General features: G+C 66.3%; 17 protein-coding genes and 1 pseudogene. 5 read left to right on the forward strand and 13 right to left on the reverse strand.

What is annotated here, in order from left to right; translation table 11 throughout:
• Positions 1–966: 966 nt before the first annotated feature.
• On the reverse strand, positions 967–1,227 hold the full coding sequence (locus Aple_RS42725) for a group II intron maturase-specific domain-containing protein (RefSeq protein ID WP_218038791.1): 261 nt from the start codon (positions 1,225–1,227) through the stop codon (positions 967–969).
• Between the two features lie 582 nt (positions 1,228–1,809).
• Entirely contained in the window at positions 1,810–2,592 is a 783-nt protein-coding gene (locus Aple_RS42730; protein ID WP_155350495.1) for an SDR family NAD(P)-dependent oxidoreductase, read from the reverse strand.
• 86 nt (positions 2,593–2,678) lie between these two features.
• Between Aple_RS42730 and Aple_RS42735 the strand changes: the two genes are divergently transcribed.
• Positions 2,679–3,536, forward strand: coding sequence for a helix-turn-helix transcriptional regulator (locus tag Aple_RS42735; protein WP_155350496.1), 858 nt, complete (start codon positions 2,679–2,681; stop codon positions 3,534–3,536).
• 349 nt (positions 3,537–3,885) lie between these two features.
• Here the strand turns inward: Aple_RS42735 and Aple_RS53865 are convergent, their stop codons facing one another.
• Positions 3,886–4,101, reverse strand: coding sequence for a hypothetical protein (locus Aple_RS53865; protein ID WP_218038792.1), 216 nt, complete (start codon positions 4,099–4,101; stop codon positions 3,886–3,888).
• Between the two features lie 578 nt (positions 4,102–4,679).
• Positions 4,680–5,273, reverse strand: coding sequence for a DUF6461 domain-containing protein (locus Aple_RS42745; RefSeq protein ID WP_155350497.1), 594 nt, complete (start codon positions 5,271–5,273; stop codon positions 4,680–4,682).
• Positions 5,274–5,593: 320 nt separating this feature from the next.
• Between Aple_RS42745 and Aple_RS42750 the strand changes: the two genes are divergently transcribed.
• Entirely contained in the window at positions 5,594–5,962 is a 369-nt protein-coding gene (locus tag Aple_RS42750; RefSeq protein ID WP_281361695.1) for a YchJ family protein, read from the forward strand.
• A 453-nt stretch (positions 5,963–6,415) separates the two neighbouring features.
• Here the strand turns inward: Aple_RS42750 and Aple_RS42755 are convergent, their stop codons facing one another.
• A complete protein-coding gene (locus Aple_RS42755) occupies positions 6,416–6,811 on the reverse strand; it encodes a hypothetical protein (RefSeq protein WP_155350499.1) in 396 nt (131 codons plus the stop codon).
• 486 nt (positions 6,812–7,297) lie between these two features.
• Here Aple_RS42755 and Aple_RS42760 point away from each other — a divergent pair, with 486 nt between their 5' ends.
• A complete protein-coding gene (locus Aple_RS42760) occupies positions 7,298–8,653 on the forward strand; it encodes a DNRLRE domain-containing protein (RefSeq protein ID WP_155350500.1) in 1,356 nt (451 codons plus the stop codon).
• Positions 8,654–9,552: 899 nt separating this feature from the next.
• Here Aple_RS42760 and Aple_RS56515 read toward each other — a convergent pair.
• From Aple_RS56515 to Aple_RS42770, 3 genes are all read right to left on the reverse strand, one after another.
• Positions 9,553–10,041, reverse strand: coding sequence for a tetratricopeptide repeat protein (locus Aple_RS56515; RefSeq protein WP_218038793.1), 489 nt, complete (start codon positions 10,039–10,041; stop codon positions 9,553–9,555).
• 71 nt (positions 10,042–10,112) lie between these two features.
• Positions 10,113–10,472, reverse strand: coding sequence for a tyrosine-type recombinase/integrase (locus tag Aple_RS56520; RefSeq protein ID WP_218038794.1), 360 nt, complete (start codon positions 10,470–10,472; stop codon positions 10,113–10,115).
• A gap of 239 nt (positions 10,473–10,711) precedes the next feature.
• Positions 10,712–10,987 carry a helix-turn-helix domain-containing protein gene (locus Aple_RS42770; protein WP_155350501.1) on the reverse strand — a complete coding sequence of 92 codons (276 nt, stop codon included), beginning with the start codon at positions 10,985–10,987 and terminating at the stop codon, positions 10,712–10,714.
• Between the two features lie 342 nt (positions 10,988–11,329).
• Here Aple_RS42770 and Aple_RS53880 point away from each other — a divergent pair, with 342 nt between their 5' ends.
• Positions 11,330–11,725 carry a hypothetical protein gene (locus Aple_RS53880; RefSeq protein WP_218038795.1) on the forward strand — a complete coding sequence of 132 codons (396 nt, stop codon included), beginning with the start codon at positions 11,330–11,332 and terminating at the stop codon, positions 11,723–11,725.
• 30 nt (positions 11,726–11,755) lie between these two features.
• Here the strand turns inward: Aple_RS53880 and Aple_RS53885 are convergent, their stop codons facing one another.
• From Aple_RS53885 to Aple_RS42790, 4 genes and pseudogenes are all read right to left on the reverse strand, one after another.
• The gene (locus tag Aple_RS53885) at positions 11,756–11,911 is read right to left on the reverse strand and encodes a hypothetical protein (RefSeq protein WP_218038796.1); all 156 of its coding nucleotides are present in this window, start codon (positions 11,909–11,911) and stop codon (positions 11,756–11,758) included.
• Positions 11,912–11,962: 51 nt separating this feature from the next.
• A pseudogene (locus Aple_RS42780) lies at positions 11,963–12,483 on the reverse strand (ISAzo13-like element transposase-related protein); the annotation flags it as partial.
• Between the two features lie 29 nt (positions 12,484–12,512).
• Positions 12,513–12,734, reverse strand: coding sequence for a hypothetical protein (locus tag Aple_RS52930; RefSeq protein WP_174889954.1), 222 nt, complete (start codon positions 12,732–12,734; stop codon positions 12,513–12,515).
• Positions 12,735–13,679: 945 nt separating this feature from the next.
• A complete protein-coding gene (locus Aple_RS42790) occupies positions 13,680–15,257 on the reverse strand; it encodes an ABC transporter substrate-binding protein (RefSeq protein WP_155350502.1) in 1,578 nt (525 codons plus the stop codon).
• 280 nt (positions 15,258–15,537) lie between these two features.
• On the opposite strand from Aple_RS42790, the gene Aple_RS42795 reads away from it, so the two are divergent.
• Positions 15,538–17,052: an aldehyde dehydrogenase family protein gene (locus tag Aple_RS42795; protein WP_155350503.1), complete on the forward strand. Its 1,515-nt coding sequence runs from the start codon at positions 15,538–15,540 to the stop codon at positions 17,050–17,052.
• Positions 17,053–17,157: 105 nt separating this feature from the next.
• Here the strand turns inward: Aple_RS42795 and Aple_RS42800 are convergent, their stop codons facing one another.
• Entirely contained in the window at positions 17,158–17,913 is a 756-nt protein-coding gene (locus Aple_RS42800; RefSeq protein ID WP_155350504.1) for an SDR family NAD(P)-dependent oxidoreductase, read from the reverse strand.
• Positions 17,914–18,058 lie beyond the last annotated feature (145 nt).

An 18,058-nucleotide genomic window follows, 5' to 3' on the forward strand; every position in this document is an offset into this window, starting at 1 on the left:
CGACACAGCGGGCTGGCACTTCGAAACCCTCGAAGGCGATCCCGGATCCGTCAGCCACCTCGACCGCGACGTCGGCTGATCAGACTCAGCTGTCCCGCACACCGGGACCGGCTCAGCGGTGGGCGGACGAGCTTGAATGCCTGGCCCAAGCCGTCGATGCCGGTCCCGACCGCCCAACGGCGATCAGGTGCTGATCATGTGATCAATCTACGTCTGTCGCAACACGTCAGCCAGAAACCAGACCCAACCGGTACGCCAGAAGGACCGCCTGGACGCGATCACTCAGATCAAACTTGATCAGGATCCGGGACGTATAGGTCTTCACGTCTCCGGTAATGGAGAGCTCGGCCCGATCTCCGTGTCGGAGAGCCCGGCAGCCATCTGCGCAAACCCCTTCAGCTCCTGAGGAGTCAAACCGCCTACCACGTGGTCCGGTCGGTTAGGCGGGCCGCGGCCGGCCCGTCGACATTGCGTGTGCCGACTATTCCTCCGTCCAGGTCGAGCCGCGTGGTGGTACTCCCGGAGGATGCCGCCCAGCCGATCACGACGGCGGATGTTCAGACTCGCCGTGGACCTGCGCAAGATCCTCACCACATACGAAACGCACTTCAACCGACATCGTCCACACCAGACTGAACCAAGCCCGCCCGCTGCGGGCACTCCCCCACCCTCACCCACCCGACGCCGACATCAAGGTCAGCCGACGAGACCGGCTCGACGGGCTTCTCCGCGAATATGACCAGGTCGCACAAGGGGGCCGAGTTTCCGGCACCAACGGGCTTGGTAAGTAGCCGGGGGCATCTCAGCCCCCGGCTCTCGCAGAACCGGGCTTAAGCCTCTCGACTTACCCGGCTCCCATCATCCAGTCGTTTGCGTCCCGGTCGGCAAAACCTGCCAGTGGGCGAACCCCCTGGGGTAGAGCGCCGCAGCCCGGGCCAGCGCGTCTCGCGCCCGCATCCACCGGCCCTAGTAGTTGATCCACCCTCGTGCGACGGCGTTGATCTCGTGTGCCAGATCCTTCAGGCTTGCTCCACTGCGCCGGTGCAACCGCCAGGAACGGATGTGCGCGCGGATGCGTTTGGCGGCCTCGTCGCTGATGGCCGGGTTGAAGCTGAGGAAATACACTCCGTGCTTCGTCCGGACCATCCGCACGCGAAACCCGTACCTCAGGAAGGTGAAGGAGGTGTGCTCGTAGGAGCTACGCCTCCTGCCGTCCCTGCAGTACACGATGCGGAGCAGCCCTCACCGTTGAACCATTCAACACCCTTCTCCGATAACTGAGCCGGGCCGTCTATCACCAGTTGTTCGTCCAGCCGCCCGCCCTGCTCATCGATACGCCTCAGCACAGCCGAGAACCGGAAGTGATTCTCAACAAGATGAAGTCGTAACGGATTGAGATATCGGGCATTGACGTCCTGACGCGCCGCCCGTTCGTCCTTGCCCCGCTACAGGCGATCACCGAGAAACAGTGATATCAGCGATACAGCCACCGCTGTGCCCGCCGCGATGACAGCACTAGAAATGGAATTCATCGGTTGTGCACCACCCGTAAGGCGCTGAGATGCGCAACAGATCCCCGGCCGCCAGCGGCAAGCATCCCGGCCCGCGCACCAGCTCGGCCATGCCATACAGGCTGAGGTCCGGCCTGCCGACGGTGGCGATCCGGGTCAGCAGTCCGGCCGCCTCGTGCGCCCAGCCCGGCCAGAGCCGCCACTGCGATCACGGTCCCGGCCTCTATCACCACACGCCTGCGCATACCGCCCATCATCGACCACAGGGCATCTCATTAAGACCCCCGAATACTCCCCTTCAGGCGCCGGCGCCGCCGTCCACCGGCACGATCGCGCCGGTCACCATCGAGGACCGGTCACTGAGCAGCCATGCGGCCGCCTCGGCGACTTCGTGGGGCTCGGCCATGCGTCCGAGTGGGATCGATGCCTTCAATCGCTCGACGATGCCGGGGGTCGCCGCCTCCCACGCGTCGATCATCTCCGTGGCGGTGCCGCCGGGAGTGAGGCCGTTCACCCGGATGCCATCACGGGCCCAGCTCACCGCGGCGGTCTCGGTGATGCTGTTGAGCGCGCGCTTCATCGCGGAGTACGCGGGGAGCGGCGGGTTCGCGCGGCGGCTGCCGATGCTCGATGTGTTGACGATCGCCCCACCGCCGCTGCGTCGCATGAGTGCGGCCTCGGCCGTCATCGCGGTCCAGTGCGCCCTGAAGTTCACCGTGAACTGCTCGTCGATGTCCTCGTCGGTCGTGGTGTCGAGCGGGCCGGGCTGCTGGATCGCCGCGCCGTTGTTGAAGGCACCGTCGAGCCGTCCGTGCAGCTCTTCGACGCGGCCGACGGCGGCGCGGATGCTCGCGCGGTCGGCGAGGTCCAGGGCGACGGCGTCGGCGACGCCTCCATCGGCGCGGATCTCACTGACGATGCGGTCGAGGGCATCGGTGCTGCGGGCGGCGAGCACGACAGCGGCGCCCTCCCGTGCGAAGAGCCGGGCCGCAGCTGCGCCGATGCCGCGGCTGGCGCCGGTGATGAATACGACCTTGCCGGTGAGCAGGCCGATGGAGGTGGTGTCGATGTTGTTTGTCATGCCAACAGCGTCGTGCCGGCCCGGGATCCGGATGCAGGCACAGGCAGTACCAGGATCCGTCGCCGCGCAGCGTGCAGACTGGGGGTATGGACAAGCAGGAGCTTGGGGCGTTCCTCCGTAGCCGTCGCGAGCGGCTCCGGCCGGAGGACGTCGGCCTCCCCTCGGGCTCGCGACGCCGGACACCGGGTCTTCGCCGCGAGGAGGTCGCGGTCCTCGCGTACATCTCCACGGAGTACTACGTCCGGCTCGAGCAGGGCAGGGCACCGCGACCGTCGGGCGAGGTCCTCGCCGGGATCGCCGGCGCGCTGCGGCTCACGGACGCCGAGTCCGATCACCTGCACGTCCTGGCCGGCACTGCGCCGAGCCGTACCGGACTGCATCGGCGCGACGTCCGCCCGAGCATCCTCGCGCTGCTGCAGCGGCTGCCGCAGACGGCCGCTTTCGTGACGTCCGCCGCGTTCGAGGTGCTCGCGTGGAACGACCTCGCGGCCGCGCTCATGGAGGACTTCGCCGAGCTCGCCCCGAAGGACCGCAACCTCGCGCGCCGGGCCTTCCTCGGATCGGCGCCCATCGATGCGCCCTTGTACGGGATCTCCGACGCCGCGGAATTCCGGCACCACGCCGTCAGGGAGCTCCGATCCACCCTCGCCCGGTACCCGTCCGACCCCGCGGTGACCGGACTCGTCGACGAGCTCCGCGACGCCAGCCCCGAGTTCGCCCGGCTCTGGGAGCGGCACGACGTGCAGACTGCGCCAGTGCTCACGAAGACTTTCCGTCACCCGGTCGTCGGGGAGATCACCGTCGACTGCGACTCGCTCACGCTCACAGACCGCGACCAGCACCTCGTGCTCTACAGCGCGCCGCCGGGATCCCATAGCGCCGAGGCTCTGGCTCTGCTGAATGTACTTGGAGCCGAGTACGCGAATGCGAGCAGGACGCTCTGACGGAGCGGGACACGTGACCGACATGCCTGAAGACCCTCGAATACTGTTAAGGCGAGCGCGCGCCAACCTTACTTTCCGCACGTGACTGACTACTTAAAGTCACTCAAGATAACTTCCCCAGCCGGGACACAGGCAGGACCGTGCACGAGCAGATGGACGCCACTCACTACGCCCGACGCGTGCGGTGCCCGCTGTGCGCCTGCCGATAACCTCATCCATGCAGCTCAGGCGGCATGCAGGTATTCGTGGAGGACTCCGCCGAGACGGTCCCGTCGGCGTATGCTGAGGTCGTCGATTCGTGCTGGATCGGTGATCGGTGCCGGGACAGCGCGTAAGGGAGCTGCCTGCGCTAGACCCTGGTGGGCTCGGTGCCGGTTGTAGGTGACAACTGCTCGTACTGGCGCAGGGCATGACGGAGATGCCGTTCGTTCCAGAGCAGGCAGCGGTCCAGGAGTTCGTGGCGGCAGGATTGCACCCATCGCTCCATGATCGCATTCATGCGGGGCATGCGGACGCCGGTCAGTACGGTCTGGATGCCGGCGTCGGCGAGAATCTCGTCTATCACGCTGGGGAACTTTGCGCCTGCCGATAATGTCATCCGAGCAGGTCATCCTGCTTGCCGATTCTTCCGGGCGTGCACCCCGATCCGCCTGTCCAAGCAGGCCCAGGGCGGCAGGATGTTCGTTCATGCTCCTTCGTCTGACGTATCTGGCCGTCAGGGTTTGGACGGCGTGGTGGAGAGCGTAGGCGGAACGGCTGATGTCCAAGGTCGGCCGCCATCGGCGCCCTCGCCCTCATTCTCCACACCACCGCCCGACTCCCTCACGCCCTGGCCGAGCTGCTGCGCGCCTTTCTGCCCGTCATCACCGCCCTGACTGAGCTACGCGCCGCGCTGGCCCGCAGCCGACGGCGAAGGCATTCCTGACCACTCGACGCCCAGCTGTCCGAGACAGCGCAGGACTCACTCGAACGCGACTTCCCGGGGCCCAGGTACAGGCCTACTATCAACTGAGGCTGTGAACGATAGATGGCGGATGTGACTGATAACTGGCGCCGACAGCACCCCCGCGAGCGGGAAGCATCCGGACGGATGCGCCCTGGACGGCAAAGCACAGAAAACCATACATACCCGAACGGAAACGCTTACCTGGCGGTCCGCGGCTCGGAGATGACGCCCGATAGGTAAGCGGACCCCTCCAAGATTTGGGGGGTGAGCTTGATTCCGGTGAGGCGCTCGATCAGGACAAGCCCTGGCCCCTGGTAGAGCTCATACTTGTCCTCCCCATAGTCGTGGTCGATCTGCTTCATGGTCTCCACGAGCTCGTCGGGGACCTCCTCGGAGTAGCCCTCCTGGGCCCAGAAACCGAACCGGATCTCCCCGTCCTCCACCCAGCGGAAGTCCTCCAGAGCCTTGATGTCGAGGCGGTAGAGGGAGACCAGGCGAGTGCCCGCCGACAGCGGCCTGATGAATTGGTCGTTGGCGCCGAGCCAACTGTTGTACTGCACGACGAACGACCAGTCGCCGATGGTCGTGACCGCGGCGAACTTGGTCTGGTCGTCGTAGCACAGGCCGGCATCGATCGACTCATTGAGCGTCATCCAGGAGAAGTCCTCTGCTCGGCCCCCCATCCGGGCCACGAGCTGCTCGGGTGTGAGCCCGCGGACGAAGATGAAGCTGTAAGCCTCCGCGAGGCCGGAGTCGGTGAACCAGGCGTAGTCGCCAGGGGGCGTGATCATGCAGCGATCATGACAGGGCCCACCGACACAACCAGCCGAGAAAGCGGCCCCTCCTGACAGATCGTCGGCCAGGAACAGGTGCCGGGTCGGCGAGGGCACGCGGCTGACGGCCCATCCAGCCCAAGCCTCTCATTTCTCCCGCGGCCATGACATCGGCACCCCGATGCAGCGGCGCCAACTATCGCTCACATCCGCTATCTGTCGTTCACAACCTCAGTCGTTGAGGCTGTGATCGATAGTTGGCGGATGTGATTGGTATCTGGCGCCGACCACAGCCGCGGTGGACACGCTGCTTCACCTGACGGTTCAGAATGGGCGGCATGGTCAAACGACGATCCGGTTGCCCATGTGGGCTGCCCGCCGGGTACGAGGACTGCTGCGGGAGACTTCACCAGGGAGAGGCGGCTCCGACGGCGGAGTCGTTGATGCGATCCCGGTACAGCGCCTTCGCCGTCGGTGACGTCGGCTACCTACTCCGCACCTGGCATCCGGCGACGCGGCCGCAGTCTCTGGAGTTGGAACCCTCGCTGCGCTGGGTGCGCTTGGACATCCTGGAGGCCACCGGACGCACGGTTCACTTCGCCGCGCACTATATAGACGCTGGCCGCTCCGACGTCTTGCAGGAACATAGCCGCTTCGTCCGGGACCGCGACGTTTGGCTCTACGTCGGCCCCATCTCCTCCAGCTGACATTTCGCCACACGTTGCGCGTTCAACCGGCGGATACCCGACGACCGCTCCGGCAAGCGTGCATGATCCTTGACGCGGAAGCGTTCGGCCCGCGCCCGTTCCGGGCCGTCTCGCTTCTCGATTGATCGCGACGACCGAAGGGAGCCTTCGGCGTAAATGGCCGACGCCAACTATCGACCACAGCCTCAAGTTGATAGCGTAGCCCGCTCCTGCGGAGCTGGACAGTGACGCCCACGCGAGCCTGACCTGTCCTGACCAGCGTAGGAGGGCGGGTCACGAAGGCCTTCGCCGGCGGCCGCGAGCGAGCGCGGCGCGTAGCTCGGCCAGGGCGGTGATGACAGCGAGGAAGGCGCGCAGCAGGTCGGCCAGGGCGTGGGGGGAGGGTGGTTGCATGCGGGATATGGGTGAAAGCGCTGGTTGCCTGACCTGGTCGGTGTGGCCTGGCTCATCGGCTCATCGACGTCCGGGCGGGGTCGGGGTGGCGGGTGAAGGGTGTGGGTTGCGGGCCAGGTAATCCTGGAGTTCCTGGTGGCGGAACTGGTAGGCGATGCCAGCGATGCGGATCAGTCCCGCTCCGTTGGCCCAGTGCAGGAACCGGCCCAGCCGCAGCGGCAACCAACGCGATGTCCACCGTCGGCACACCACCACGGCCACCACGTAACGCCAACCTGCGAGCCCGAACACGAGCCCGAACACGAGCCCGAACACGGGGCCGAACATGAGCCCGCACATGAGCCCAGCGGCTAGATCGGCGCGCACCACGTCCTGCGGATCTCTGCTGCCTTCCGTTTCGAAACCGGTGAGCCTGACCGCGAGCCTGAGAACGGTTCCGCTCGAGAGCACGAGCACGAGCCCAGTAGCGAGTCCGTCCACAAGCGTGTCCGCAAAACTCCTCCCCGGGCCCGAGCCCGCCCGTAAGCCCGCGTGCGAGCCCGGGTAGCCGGCGTGCGTGGGTGTTCGGCGCCTTGGACGCCATCCAGGTCCGCCGGGTCACGAGCGCCTGGTGCGTCGGCGACCTCCACTGGCACAACCGCCCCTCCGCGACGCAGAGGGACACGGTCCACATCCCAGGCCCCGACGCTGCTGGTCAGGACCTGGGCGACCCGGTTTCGCCAAGCAGCGTGATCGCCCCGATAACGGGAGGGCAGGCCTCAAGTCGACCGACCGGTTGCCGGTGACCGGTCGCATGATTAATAGACGGCCTTTGTCGGCAATAGGGGTATTTTGTCGGCCATTTCAAATTGCATTCGAAAATGTCAATATTTCGATTTGTCGGATTATTTGTTAACGTCCCTGCGTGATGTCAATGATCATCCCCGCGCCTCAAGGAACCCGATGATGTCTGTGCCATCCCTCCTGCGGAGGAGGGCCCTGTCCCTGCTGACCGCCGTCGTGACGGCGGCTGGGCTGGCAACCGTCCCGTCCACCGCCTCGGCCGACGTGCCGACGCTCGTCGTCGTGCGGGATCTCCTGCTGAGGGACAACATCCACGTCACCTCCTCGCACGACGAGGATTCCCCCGCGTCGTGGCTCAACGAGATTCTCCTGTCCGGCACCAAGGGCGGCCTGACGGCCCGGAGCTATCTGAAGTTCGACATGTCCTATCTGCCCGAAGGCGTCATCCGGGCGGCCACGCTGCGGCTCACCGGGCTCGGCGCGCCGGCCTGCGGGCCCGCGGTCGGGGAGGGGGTCCAGGTGCGCCGCGTCACCGAACCCTGGTCCGGCGACTTCCTGCACTGGGGCAACAAGCCCGATTCGACCGACGAGGACGCCCAGATCGCCACCAAGGGGGTCACCACGCAGTGCGCGGTCTACCCCGACCAGGTGGAGTGGCCGATCACGGACATCGTCAACGCCTGGGCCGGCGGCGCGGACAACCACGGTCTGGTGCTCCAGTCCCCGGACGAGAGCACCGACGACGGTCTCTGGGCCTTCTCCTCGTGGGGGAACCCGGCCGGCGCCATACCCGTTCTCACGGTCACCATGGACGTGCCCTCCGCTCCGTACACGAGAGCGTCGTCCATCGCGAGTCATGAGGACGGCGCCGACACCTGGGTGGCCGGGCTGACGCCCCGCATCCAATCGCAGGTGGTCGACGCCGCCGGTGGCAGCCTGACCGCCGAGTTCGAGGTCGAGCACGATCCCGCCGCCCCCGGTCAGGGCAGCGGGCAGATCTGGACCGCCACCTCCGCCCCGGCGTCCAGCTTCGGCAGGCCGTCGGTGCTCGTGCCCGCGGGGCTTCTGGAGGACGGCTGGCGTATCCGCTGGCGGGTCCGCGCCCACAACGTGACGGCGGGCACGGTCTCCGGCTGGTCGGCGTGGAACTCCGGCACCGTGGCCGCCGACGTCCCCCAAATCAGCGCCCGCCAGGTCGTCCCGTCGTGGGAAAGCGAGGGCTCGACGGTGAGCATGAGCCTGACTCCCGAACTGCGGGCCACGGTGACGCATCCGCTCCTCGACTCGACGCGGGTGGTGTTCCAGATGGCGTACGACCCGGACGCGCCATTGCAGGGAACCGGCCTGATCTGGGAAAAGACCGTCCTGGACGTTCCCTCGGGCGGCCAAGCGGTGGTGACCGTCCCCGATGGCCTCGTCGACGGCGGCTTGCAGGTCCGCTGGCGGGTGGGCGCGTATGGCGGGCCGTTCCAGTCGGGCTGGTCGGACTGGCAGAAGCTCACCCTCGACATGTAGATGCACCGACGAGTGGCGTATAGATGACACGAAGCTCGCGATGGGCCCTCAGCACGGTTACGGCGTGATCGCCGATGTCGCCGGGAATCTCCGGCGGCCCGGTCGTGCTGAGGGCCCGGCGTCCGCCTGGTCGCCGTTGAGGAGTTCATGGCCTGGACCACCAGACGGCCAGGGGAAGCGGCGATGGCCGGCCAGCCGACCCAGCGGACGAAACGGTGAAACCATCAGCCTCCGTTCCCGAAAAACCCGCCGATCGGAGCCGAGCGTAGCCGTCGAAATACCGGAATATCTCGCGACCTGGTTGTTCCGGCTACTTCAGGGCGTGATGTATAGCTACCGCATCTCCGTAAGGCGCGTAGCGAACGGTCTCAGACTGTTCGATCTGCCTGTCCAGCAAGATCAACCGCTACTACCAGCTTTGATGACGCCTCCGGCGAGTGTCACGGAGCGCTATCTGACAGTGTGCAGGTCACAGCGTCGGCCACTGACATCTTCGGTGACGCCAGACACAGACTGTCTGGCGTCACGCTATTTGATAGCGGCACCCTACCTGACCTGCGCACTATCAATTAGACCGACATCGAACCAGCGCGGCCGAACGACATTCAACGTGATAGTGCCATCCGCACCCGGTTCGGCAAGCCACACGACCGCTACCGCCCGGAGACGCCCCCCGCCCGCGGCCACCCAAGCAGGTTCGAGGTGCGCCAGGCGCCACCTGCTGTGCCGGGCGGCCATTTCGAGCGAGCCGCGGGCGGCGTTCACCGCACCGTTTCGGCGAGGCCATGCTCGGCTAAAAGCCAGGGGTTTCTGGGCAGGGTTTCTGGGACGGTGTTTACCGCGGTCGCCGTCCCGTCCGGAAAGGTACACCTTTCCGGACATCCCTGCCTCCTAGATCTCTACCCTCTGACCGTAGCCAAGTTGCCCTGCACCCTTATGGTGATCGGGTGGTCGGAGCCGAGCACGCGCTCGCAATCGGCCAGGGTCTGCTCGTACAGGGGGATGGCCCGGTCCAGATCCCCCGCCTCCCGGTAGGCGTAGGCGAGGTTGCTGCGGAAGGTCAGGGTGTTGGTCCGTGGCCCTGCTACCAGAATCCCGGCCTTTCGGCCTCGGGGAACGGGTCCGGGATATGCCTGGGACGGGCGGGACCGGGCGACGCCCGTCGGCCGATCGCTCCTCCATCCCGAGACGGACCTACTGGCCCCGGAGATGTACCGCCCGGCGGTGACCCGATGCCCGCCGAGGTCAGAGGGTGATCCCGGTGAACCGGGGATATCCCCGAGGCGTTTCCCGAGGCGCCCTTTCGCCGACGATTTTACCTTCGCCGCATCCGGTGATTCGTCGTAGGAGGGCCGATGCGGCCGATGGACCAGGGCAACCTCGCCCACCTTCTGGTGATCGGCCGGTACCTGGCCCAGTGGTGCTGGAAACGTCCGGTGGTCGCCAACAACCGGGTGTTCTACAAGGGGCGAAGCCGGCGGGTCAGCGATCTCGTCGACGAGTACGAGGGTAAGCGCCCCGCCGAGGACGCCATCCCCGGGCTCTCGTTCGACCTCGGGTTCCTGCCCGCCGACTGCCACGAGCACATCGCCTCCCTTGACGGCATGCGCATGCCTCGTCGTTCGGGCTTCACCCGGACCCGCTTCGACATCCTCGACCTGGGCACCTTGCGGCGCATCACCGCCACCAGGCTCTTGATGTCCTGGCAGCGGATCACGTTCAGATGTTTCGCGCCGAAGGCGGGGTTGATGTGGATACGGAGCACCGAGTCGTATCCTTCGATGGTCCGCTCGGCAATGATGCGTTGCTCCAGCCACATCGCGGCGTAATCCTGGAAGTAGATCCGCCCGTCGGCCGGGTCACGAAGATACGCGCACGCTTGTCATGATCGATCTTGAGCGCGAAATCCTCCGCATCGCGCAATTGGGCGAAGCGTCGCTCGCGTTGCCTGCCGGAGCGTCCTCCATCGGAACGGTAGCGGACCACCCAGCTGTGGGGGCACACCGACCACTCCTCCTCGGGACAATCGCAACGCTTGAGAAAAGCAGCCACCTTGGTTCACACCTCCTGGTCCTTCAGCCAATCCTCGACCTGCCGCTGCCGGAATTTCAGGTGCCGCCCGACCTTGTAGGCGTGAAGCCCCCACGATCGCCAGCACTGGTAGAGGGTCTTCTTCGGCACACCCAAGTAATCGGCCACCTCACCGACCGATAACAGACGGTTGGAACCACCCAGGGATCCCTTCCGGCGTTCGGCATCGGGGAATGGACGCTCCCCTTCGCGCTGCTGGTCAAGCCACCCCCGGTCCGCGGCGGCGTCCTCGCGCTCATCCATGTCGGCTCGGCTCCGACCTTCCGAAACCACTGACACCTACAAAGACCAGAAACAACCCGCCGAGGGGACATCGCACCGACGAATCGAAGCGCGGCAAGTGAACCCGCGTGGACCCTTGTCAGGCCCGAAAACCCCGGGTTCGGGCTGGGACCTGGGGCGTTCTAGCACGATCAGTCTGGTTCTCCTGGCAACATCACGGCTCGTGTTCGTCTCGTTGCCCTACCTGTCACTCATCCGGATCGGCCAGTTCCTGCTGCTGTAGCTGCGCACGAGGCCAGTGAGGACGCCGAGATCATCGTCCTGCGCCATCAGCTTGCCGTGCTGCGCCGCCAGGCCTGTCCGATGCGCCCAGCACTTGCTGACCAGGCAATGCTGGCGGTGCCGTCTCGGCTGCTGCCCAGGATCCGATGGCCAGCCTTCGCGATGCTGGCCTGCGACTTCTTCACCGCCGACACCGTGTTTCTCAAACAGATCTACGTGCTGTCCGTGGTCAAGATGGCCACCCGGTGTCACGGCAAACCCGACCGGGGCACGGGTGACCCAGCAACCCGCAACCTGCTGCTTGACGCCGACGGCTGGATCAGGCCGGTCACGTTTCTCATCCGCGACCGGGACAGCACATTCGTCGCCGGCTTCGACGCGGTGTTCGCCTCGATCGGGATGAGAGTCGTACAGCCTCCTCAGGCGCGGGTGGCTAATTGCCATGCCGAATGCTCGGTGGTCACCGTACGCCGTTAGTGCACCAACCGCATGCTGGTCGTCAGTGAACTACACCTGCGGATGGTCCTGATCGAGCATGTCCACCACGACCATCGACACCGCCCGCACCGATCCTTGCTTCAGCATCCACCCGACCCCCGTTCCGAAGTGATCAGCTTCGAGCAGGCGGGTTACCCGGCGCAAGGTCCTCGGCGGGCTGATCAACGAATATCCCCAGGTCGCATAGCCAAACCGAGTATTCGAGCCCTACAGGGTCGAGTGCTGATTAATGTAGGCGAATTGAGCGTCACGATCGGGATGCTGACGGCCCTCCAGCGTCTTGGCATTGGCCTGCAGGCTGAAGCCCTCGGCCCGCAGAATGTCGGCGACCGTGTCCGGATAGACCCGATGCCCCTGCCGCGTCAACTCCTCAGCCAGTTTCCGCGTCGACTTGGTCGTCCAGCGTAACGGCGACATCGGATCCCCACGCTGGTCCGGCTCGACCAAGGCCTGCAACGCCGGACGCAAGCCCGGGTCGAGGTCGACCAGCCGCCTGCGACCGCCACCCACGCGGCGCGCACGTCCCAGCGGTTCCTCACCCGCCTCCAACTCCAGGCAGCCCCGCGACACCTCGCTTAACCAACCTCAGCAGCCCGCGCCACCAACCTGATCCCACCATGGCCCAGCACCCTGGCCTCGGCGCCCAGCAGCAACCGCCGCTGCCGCTCATCCAGATGCGGGAGAATCGCCGCGAACTTCGCGGCCAGCACTTCCTCAAGCCCTTCCACCAGGCGCATACCCCATCAACGACCGCCACCCTGGAAAGCTACGACTTATTAATCTGCGGGCTCTTGCCATCACGGTCCCGGATGAGAAATTTGAACCGGTCGGCACGCTCTCCCACGTCCATCAGCAGATTCCTCGCCTGCTGGGCAGTCCACGCCCCGGTCGGATTGGCGGTCACGCCGAGGATATGAACGCGACGGGTTTCGATCTCCATTGCAAAGAAGATGTACAACCGCTTCAGGAACACCGTGTCGACGTGCACGAAGTCGCAGGCCAGCAGACCAGCGGCCTGACAGGCCAAGAACTGCCGCCAGTTCGGTGACGCCCGGCAGGGTGCCGGACCGAGCCCAACTGCAGCCAGGATCCGCCGGATCGTGCCCTCCCCACCCGATGCCCCAGGCCGATCAATTCACCCTGAATTCTCCGGTATCCCCACTGCGGATTCTCACCAGCCAGGCGTATGACCAGGTCACGCACCTGCTCGGGAATGCGCGGGCGACCGGTCCTGCTCGGATAGGTCCAATGCCGCTTGACCAGCCTGCGATGCCAGGCCAGCAGGGCGCCACCTCATGCCGAAGCATGAGGATCTCCAGATCCTTGGAGGCGTCGCTGCGAGCCACCAAAACGAGCCAGCCCACAAGTCGGATGAAGATCAGATACAGTAGCCGAAAGCACACGAACAGCGACGATAAACCGCAGGTCAACCACCTGGCACGAGTATTGGCACACCACAGGGTTCGACGAACCCGCGGCAGCCACGATCAAGAAGATCATCTAGTGCCCTGAGGGCCATTCCGACGGGACGCCCCGGATCGGCTGTCAGATCACAGGAATGCACGATCGGACCAAACGGCGTTGTCCGCCTGCCCCCGTCCGGGCAGAGACATTCCGGCCTGAGGTGATCCGTCTACGCCTGAGACACTCTCGCTTGAGACAGCTTGACAGATCGCATAACTCCCGGCGCGAACCGTCGTCGACATGCCGAGCATGGCGCAGGTCACCGCACCAGTAAGTCTGCTGCGCCGCTACCGGCTACGACCACGTCTACCTCGTGCTCGAGGGTGTGCCGTTCCGGTCGAGCCGATCGAGGTCGGTTCACGGTGTCTGCCTCTTCCCGATGTCGTAAGCCGTGGACGAGAACGCGCCGGGGCCGACTGCGTCGGTCTGTGGGAGGCAAGACCGACGCAGTCGACGCGGGCTGCTCGTTCTACTTCGTCAGCGAGACGTAGCGGAAATCCGCGCCGCCGAACTGGGCGAACGAAGCCGACTGGAAGTTCTGCACGTTCGGTGCGGCCACGTACCCGGTCTTCTTCTGGAGGATGGGCGCGAACATCGCGTTCTCGGTGGCGAACTTGTTCGCCGCCCCGATCAACGCGTCCTGCTGGTCAGCTTCGCGGGGGTCGCCGATCCCCTTGAGGAGCGGCTCGAAGCCGTCAGGGAGCGGACCCTGCCACCAGTAGGGGTTGGTGTAGTTGCGCACGAAGTAGTTCACGGGCTCGAGGTCGGGCGGGCTCTGGTACATCAGCATCCCGCTGTAGGTCCCCTTCGACCACTCGGAGTTGATCTGGGCGGTGTCCACCGTCTTGATCTCCACGTCGATGCCCTGCTCCTTCAGCGACCCCTGCATGGCCTCGGCCAGACCGGGGAAGCCGCCGGAGTTACCGACCAGAACCTGACCCAGGTCGATGCCGTCGGGGTAGCCGGCCTCGGCCAGCAACTCCTTGGCCTTGCCGGGGTCGAAGGTGAAGGTCGACTCCAGACTGTCGTCGAAGCCAGGCAGGCCCTTGGGGTACGCCTGAACCCGCGTGCTGGCCGTCTCGTCGATCACGCCGGTGAGGTTGGGCCGGTCCAGCGCGTAGTTCACGGCCTGCCGTACCTTCACGTCGTTGAACGGAGCCTTCGCGGTGTTGAGGAACAGGGTGTACATCAGGAAGCCCGTGCTCTGGTCGAGGTTGAGCTTCCCCGAAGTGATATCCGCGTTCAGCGCCGGCTTGTCGCTGGCCGAGTACGTCGTGATGTCGCTCTGACCGCTTCGGATCGCGTTGGTTCGCGCCTCGTCGCTGGTGAAGGTCGTGATGACGACCTTCGCGACCTGGCCGGCCTTCTCGTCCCAGTTCTGGCCGGAGCGGCGCTCGTAGGTGACCGAGACGCTCGGCCGGAAGTTCTTCACCACATAGGCACCCGTGCCGACCGGATTGGTCGCGAGGTCACCGCCATGGATCGCCTTGGGGCTGATCATCGCGCCGCTGGTCGGCGTCGCGAGGCCACCGAGCACGGAGGTCGACGGCTCGGCGAGATCGATCTCCAACTCGGTGGCCGACACCGCCTTGATCGCCTTGATGTTGGCCAGCGGTCCACTCGAACTCACCGAGTCCGAGTTCTTGAAGTACTCCAGGCTGGTCTTCGCAGCCTCGGCGTTGAAGGGCTCACCGTCGGAGAAGGTGACCCCTTCGCGGAGCTTCATCGTCAGGGTGAGGCCGTCGCCCGAGAACGACCAGTCGGTGGCGAGCATCGCGCCGTAGCTGTTGTCCGGCATGACCTGGATCAGCCGGTCATAGACCGGCCAGAGCGCGATCATACCGTACGACGCAATCCGGATCTGGGTCGGATCCAGGGACGCCGAAACGGGTAGACTGACGCGCAGGGTGGTATCGGTGTCGACTGCATCCGACTTGCTGCCGGGCGAGGAGTCGCTGCTGCCGCCGCCACACGCGGCCATGGTGAAGGCAAGAAGGCCGGCGGCCACCAATGCCACCAACTGCTTGCGCCTGAACACGTGCTTCATCTGGGACCTCTCGGTTCACGGTGTGCTGGGCGTCACCGTGAGGGTCAAAGTAGGGAAGCGCTTCTGCCGCGCCGGGTCGTGTCCCACTGAACGAGAGCCGGTTTCGGCAAGCTGGACCGGCCGATCGGTGCGCGACGCAAGGCCCGAGGTCCCACTGACTGGAAATCGGCGATCTCCGAAGCCCTCGGGTTGGGAACCTGCAAAGCCGGGAGGCGAGCGCCGCAGGGCCGACCAGACTAGCCGCCTCATGATCTAGACGTCGACTTCCCCAGGAGGTCTTGTGTCCGTTGACCACGAGGAGGCGGCTGTCGATTCCACGACGACCGCCACGACGACCGCATCGAGACCGTTCGCGCTACTCACGACGAGCTTCATCGACGGCACCTGGGAGGACGGCCCCGGCGACTCGGGTATCCAGCTGGTCTCCCCCGTGTCGGGAGAGCTACTCGGAACGGTCGCTCACTCCAGCCGATCCCAGGTGGAGCGCGCGGTCGCCGCAGCTCGGCGCGCCCTCGACGGACCCTGGCGCGACTACAGTCCCCAGGACCGGGCCGACGTGCTTCGCGCCGCAGCCGAGCTGCTGCGCGCGAACCAGGCCGAGCTCGGCGAACTGGTGCTGACCGACCTCGGTACCCCGATCTCGATGTCGGCGGCGAACACCACCGGCGCCACAGACGTGCTGGCGTACTACGCGGAGAAGGCGCTGAGTGGCCCTCGCGGCGGGTACATCGAGAAGCTCCCGCCGCACCCGGCGACCGGCGCCGCTCCCAGTGAGCTGCACCGGATCCCGGTCGGCGTCGTGGCCGCCATGCCGGCCGTGAACTTCCCGATCGCGCTCGCGGTCTGGAAGATCGGTGGCGCGATCGCGAGCGGCTGCACCACGGTGCTGATGCCCTCACCGCCGTCTGCGCGGATCATCGTTCGGCTCGTCGAGCTGTTCGAGCAGCTGGGCCTGCCCCCCGGGGTCGTGAACCTGGTGTGCGGGGAACGCGAGGTCGGTCAGTGGCTGACCTCCGACCCTGGTGTGGATCTGGTCTCCTTCACCGGCTCCGACTCCGTCGGCGCCCAGATCCTCGAGCAGGCGGCACCCCACCTGACCAAGGCGGTCCTGGAACTCGGCGGGAAGTCGCCCAACATCTTCCTGCCCGGGACAGATCTTGAGGCCGCTCTCCTCCTGTCGGTGGACAAGTTCACCCGGAACGCGGGACAGCAGTGCGGCGCCTGGACCCGGATGCTGGTGCACGAGAGCCAGGCGGACGAGGTCGAGCGCCGATTGATCCCACTGATCGAAGGGCTCCGGGTCGGTGACCCGCGCGACCCGGAGACCGTCGCCGGCCCAGTGCTCAACCGCGCCCACCAGGTCCGCGTCCAGAAGATGGTCGACGCCGCCGTGGCCGACGGGGCACGGGTCGTCGCCCGCACCCCCGACGTGCCCGGTGACGGCTTCTTCATCGCACCGACGGTGGTGACCGACCTCGACCCTGACGCCCCGCTGTGCCAGCAGGAGCTGTTCGCTCCGATCGCGACCCTGCACCGCTACTCCAGCCTCGACGAGGCGATCGCGATCGCCAACAACAGCTCCTATGGCCTATGCGCCAACATCTACGGCGACGAGGCGACGGCGAGGCGGATCGCGCTGCGAATCCGGGTCGGAACAGTGACGATCAATGGCGGGGGCGCGAAGCGGCCGGACGCCCCGTGGGGCGGGCGGCTCAGGAGTGGTCTGGGGACCGAGCTCGGCGAGGACGGCTTCTCGGAATTCTTCGACACCGTTCACCTGCAGGGTGCCACCTGAGGCGTTCCTGCCCAGAGCCGCGCACGGCACCGGCCCCGCCAGCGACCCTGACGGGGCCGGTCGCATCTAAGGCTGCCGGCTCCGTGCGGCTCCGAACATCGTCGGTCAGGCGGCCGTGCGCCCTCCGTCGATCGGGATGGTGACGCCGGTGACGTAGCTGGCGTCGCTGCTGGCGAGGAAGGCGACCACGCCGGCGACCTCCTCGGGCGCGGCGACCCGGCCCAGCGGCACCTTGGCAAGCGTGCGAGCCATCAACGCACCGATGTCAGCGCCGTCCTCCCGGCTGAAGAAGGTCGGCAGCATCGGTGTCTCGACCGGCCCGGGACAGATCACGTTCGCCCGCACCCCGTCGTTCGCGCCGTGCACGGCCAGCGCACGCGCGAACGACGTCAGGGACCCCTTCGTCATCGAGTAGAGCGGGCTGGACGCCGACCCGACGATCGCCGAGGTCGAGGCCGTCAGCACGATGGAGCCGGCCTTGCTCCGCCGGAGCAGCGGCATCGCGTACGCACAGGCGAAGAACGCGGATTTCATGTTGACGTCGACGTTCTTCTGCCAGTCCGCCTCCGAGATCTCCAGCCCGGCCGGGCCAGGCATGCCGACATGCGCATGCAGGAAGTCCAGTCCCCCGTGCGCGGCCTCGATCCGGCCCATCAGCTCACGCAGCGCTTCGACGTCGGTCGCGTCCACCGGATCAGCGGACGCCGCGCCTCCGGCAGCACGGATCCCCTCCACCGTCGCCTCGCAGCCGTCCTCAGCGAGGTCGGAGACGACGACGTGGACTCCCTCACTAGCGAGCCGACGCGCCACGGCCTGTCCCATTCCGGACGCGGCACCCACGACGAGTCCGACACCAGGCATTTCTCGCACAGCTTCTCCTTCGGTCCGAGCTGGGCGGGCGCCCGCCCGCATCCTCCGGTCTATCGCGACCTCGTCGACGCGCACCCGGGCGCTATCACTGAGCGGGATAGAAGGTCCGGCACCGACCGGAGGACTCGCTGTCCAA

Origin of the sequence: Acrocarpospora pleiomorpha (genome assembly GCF_009687885.1) — a bacterium.
In the GTDB taxonomy this organism is placed as follows: domain Bacteria; phylum Actinomycetota; class Actinomycetes; order Streptosporangiales; family Streptosporangiaceae; genus Acrocarpospora; species Acrocarpospora pleiomorpha.

Coding starts and splice junctions, on each gene's coding strand:
- Aple_RS56520 (WP_218038794.1), bottom strand. CDS start 10,472: ATGTGGCTGGAGCAACGCATCATTGCCGAGCGGACCATCGAAGGATAC.
- Aple_RS42770 (WP_155350501.1), bottom strand. CDS start 10,987: ATGGATGAGCGCGAGGACGCCGCCGCGGACCGGGGGTGGCTTGACCAG.
- Aple_RS42750 (WP_281361695.1), top strand. CDS start 5,594: ATGGTCAAACGACGATCCGGTTGCCCATGTGGGCTGCCCGCCGGGTAC.
- Aple_RS42790 (WP_155350502.1), bottom strand. CDS start 15,257: ATGAAGCACGTGTTCAGGCGCAAGCAGTTGGTGGCATTGGTGGCCGCC.
- Aple_RS42800 (WP_155350504.1), bottom strand. CDS start 17,913: ATGCCTGGTGTCGGACTCGTCGTGGGTGCCGCGTCCGGAATGGGACAG.
- Aple_RS42735 (WP_155350496.1), top strand. CDS start 2,679: ATGGACAAGCAGGAGCTTGGGGCGTTCCTCCGTAGCCGTCGCGAGCGG.
- Aple_RS53880 (WP_218038795.1), top strand. CDS start 11,330: ATGCGCCCAGCACTTGCTGACCAGGCAATGCTGGCGGTGCCGTCTCGG.
- Aple_RS42730 (WP_155350495.1), bottom strand. CDS start 2,592: ATGACAAACAACATCGACACCACCTCCATCGGCCTGCTCACCGGCAAG.
- Aple_RS42745 (WP_155350497.1), bottom strand. CDS start 5,273: ATGATCACGCCCCCTGGCGACTACGCCTGGTTCACCGACTCCGGCCTC.
- Aple_RS42760 (WP_155350500.1), top strand. CDS start 7,298: ATGATGTCTGTGCCATCCCTCCTGCGGAGGAGGGCCCTGTCCCTGCTG.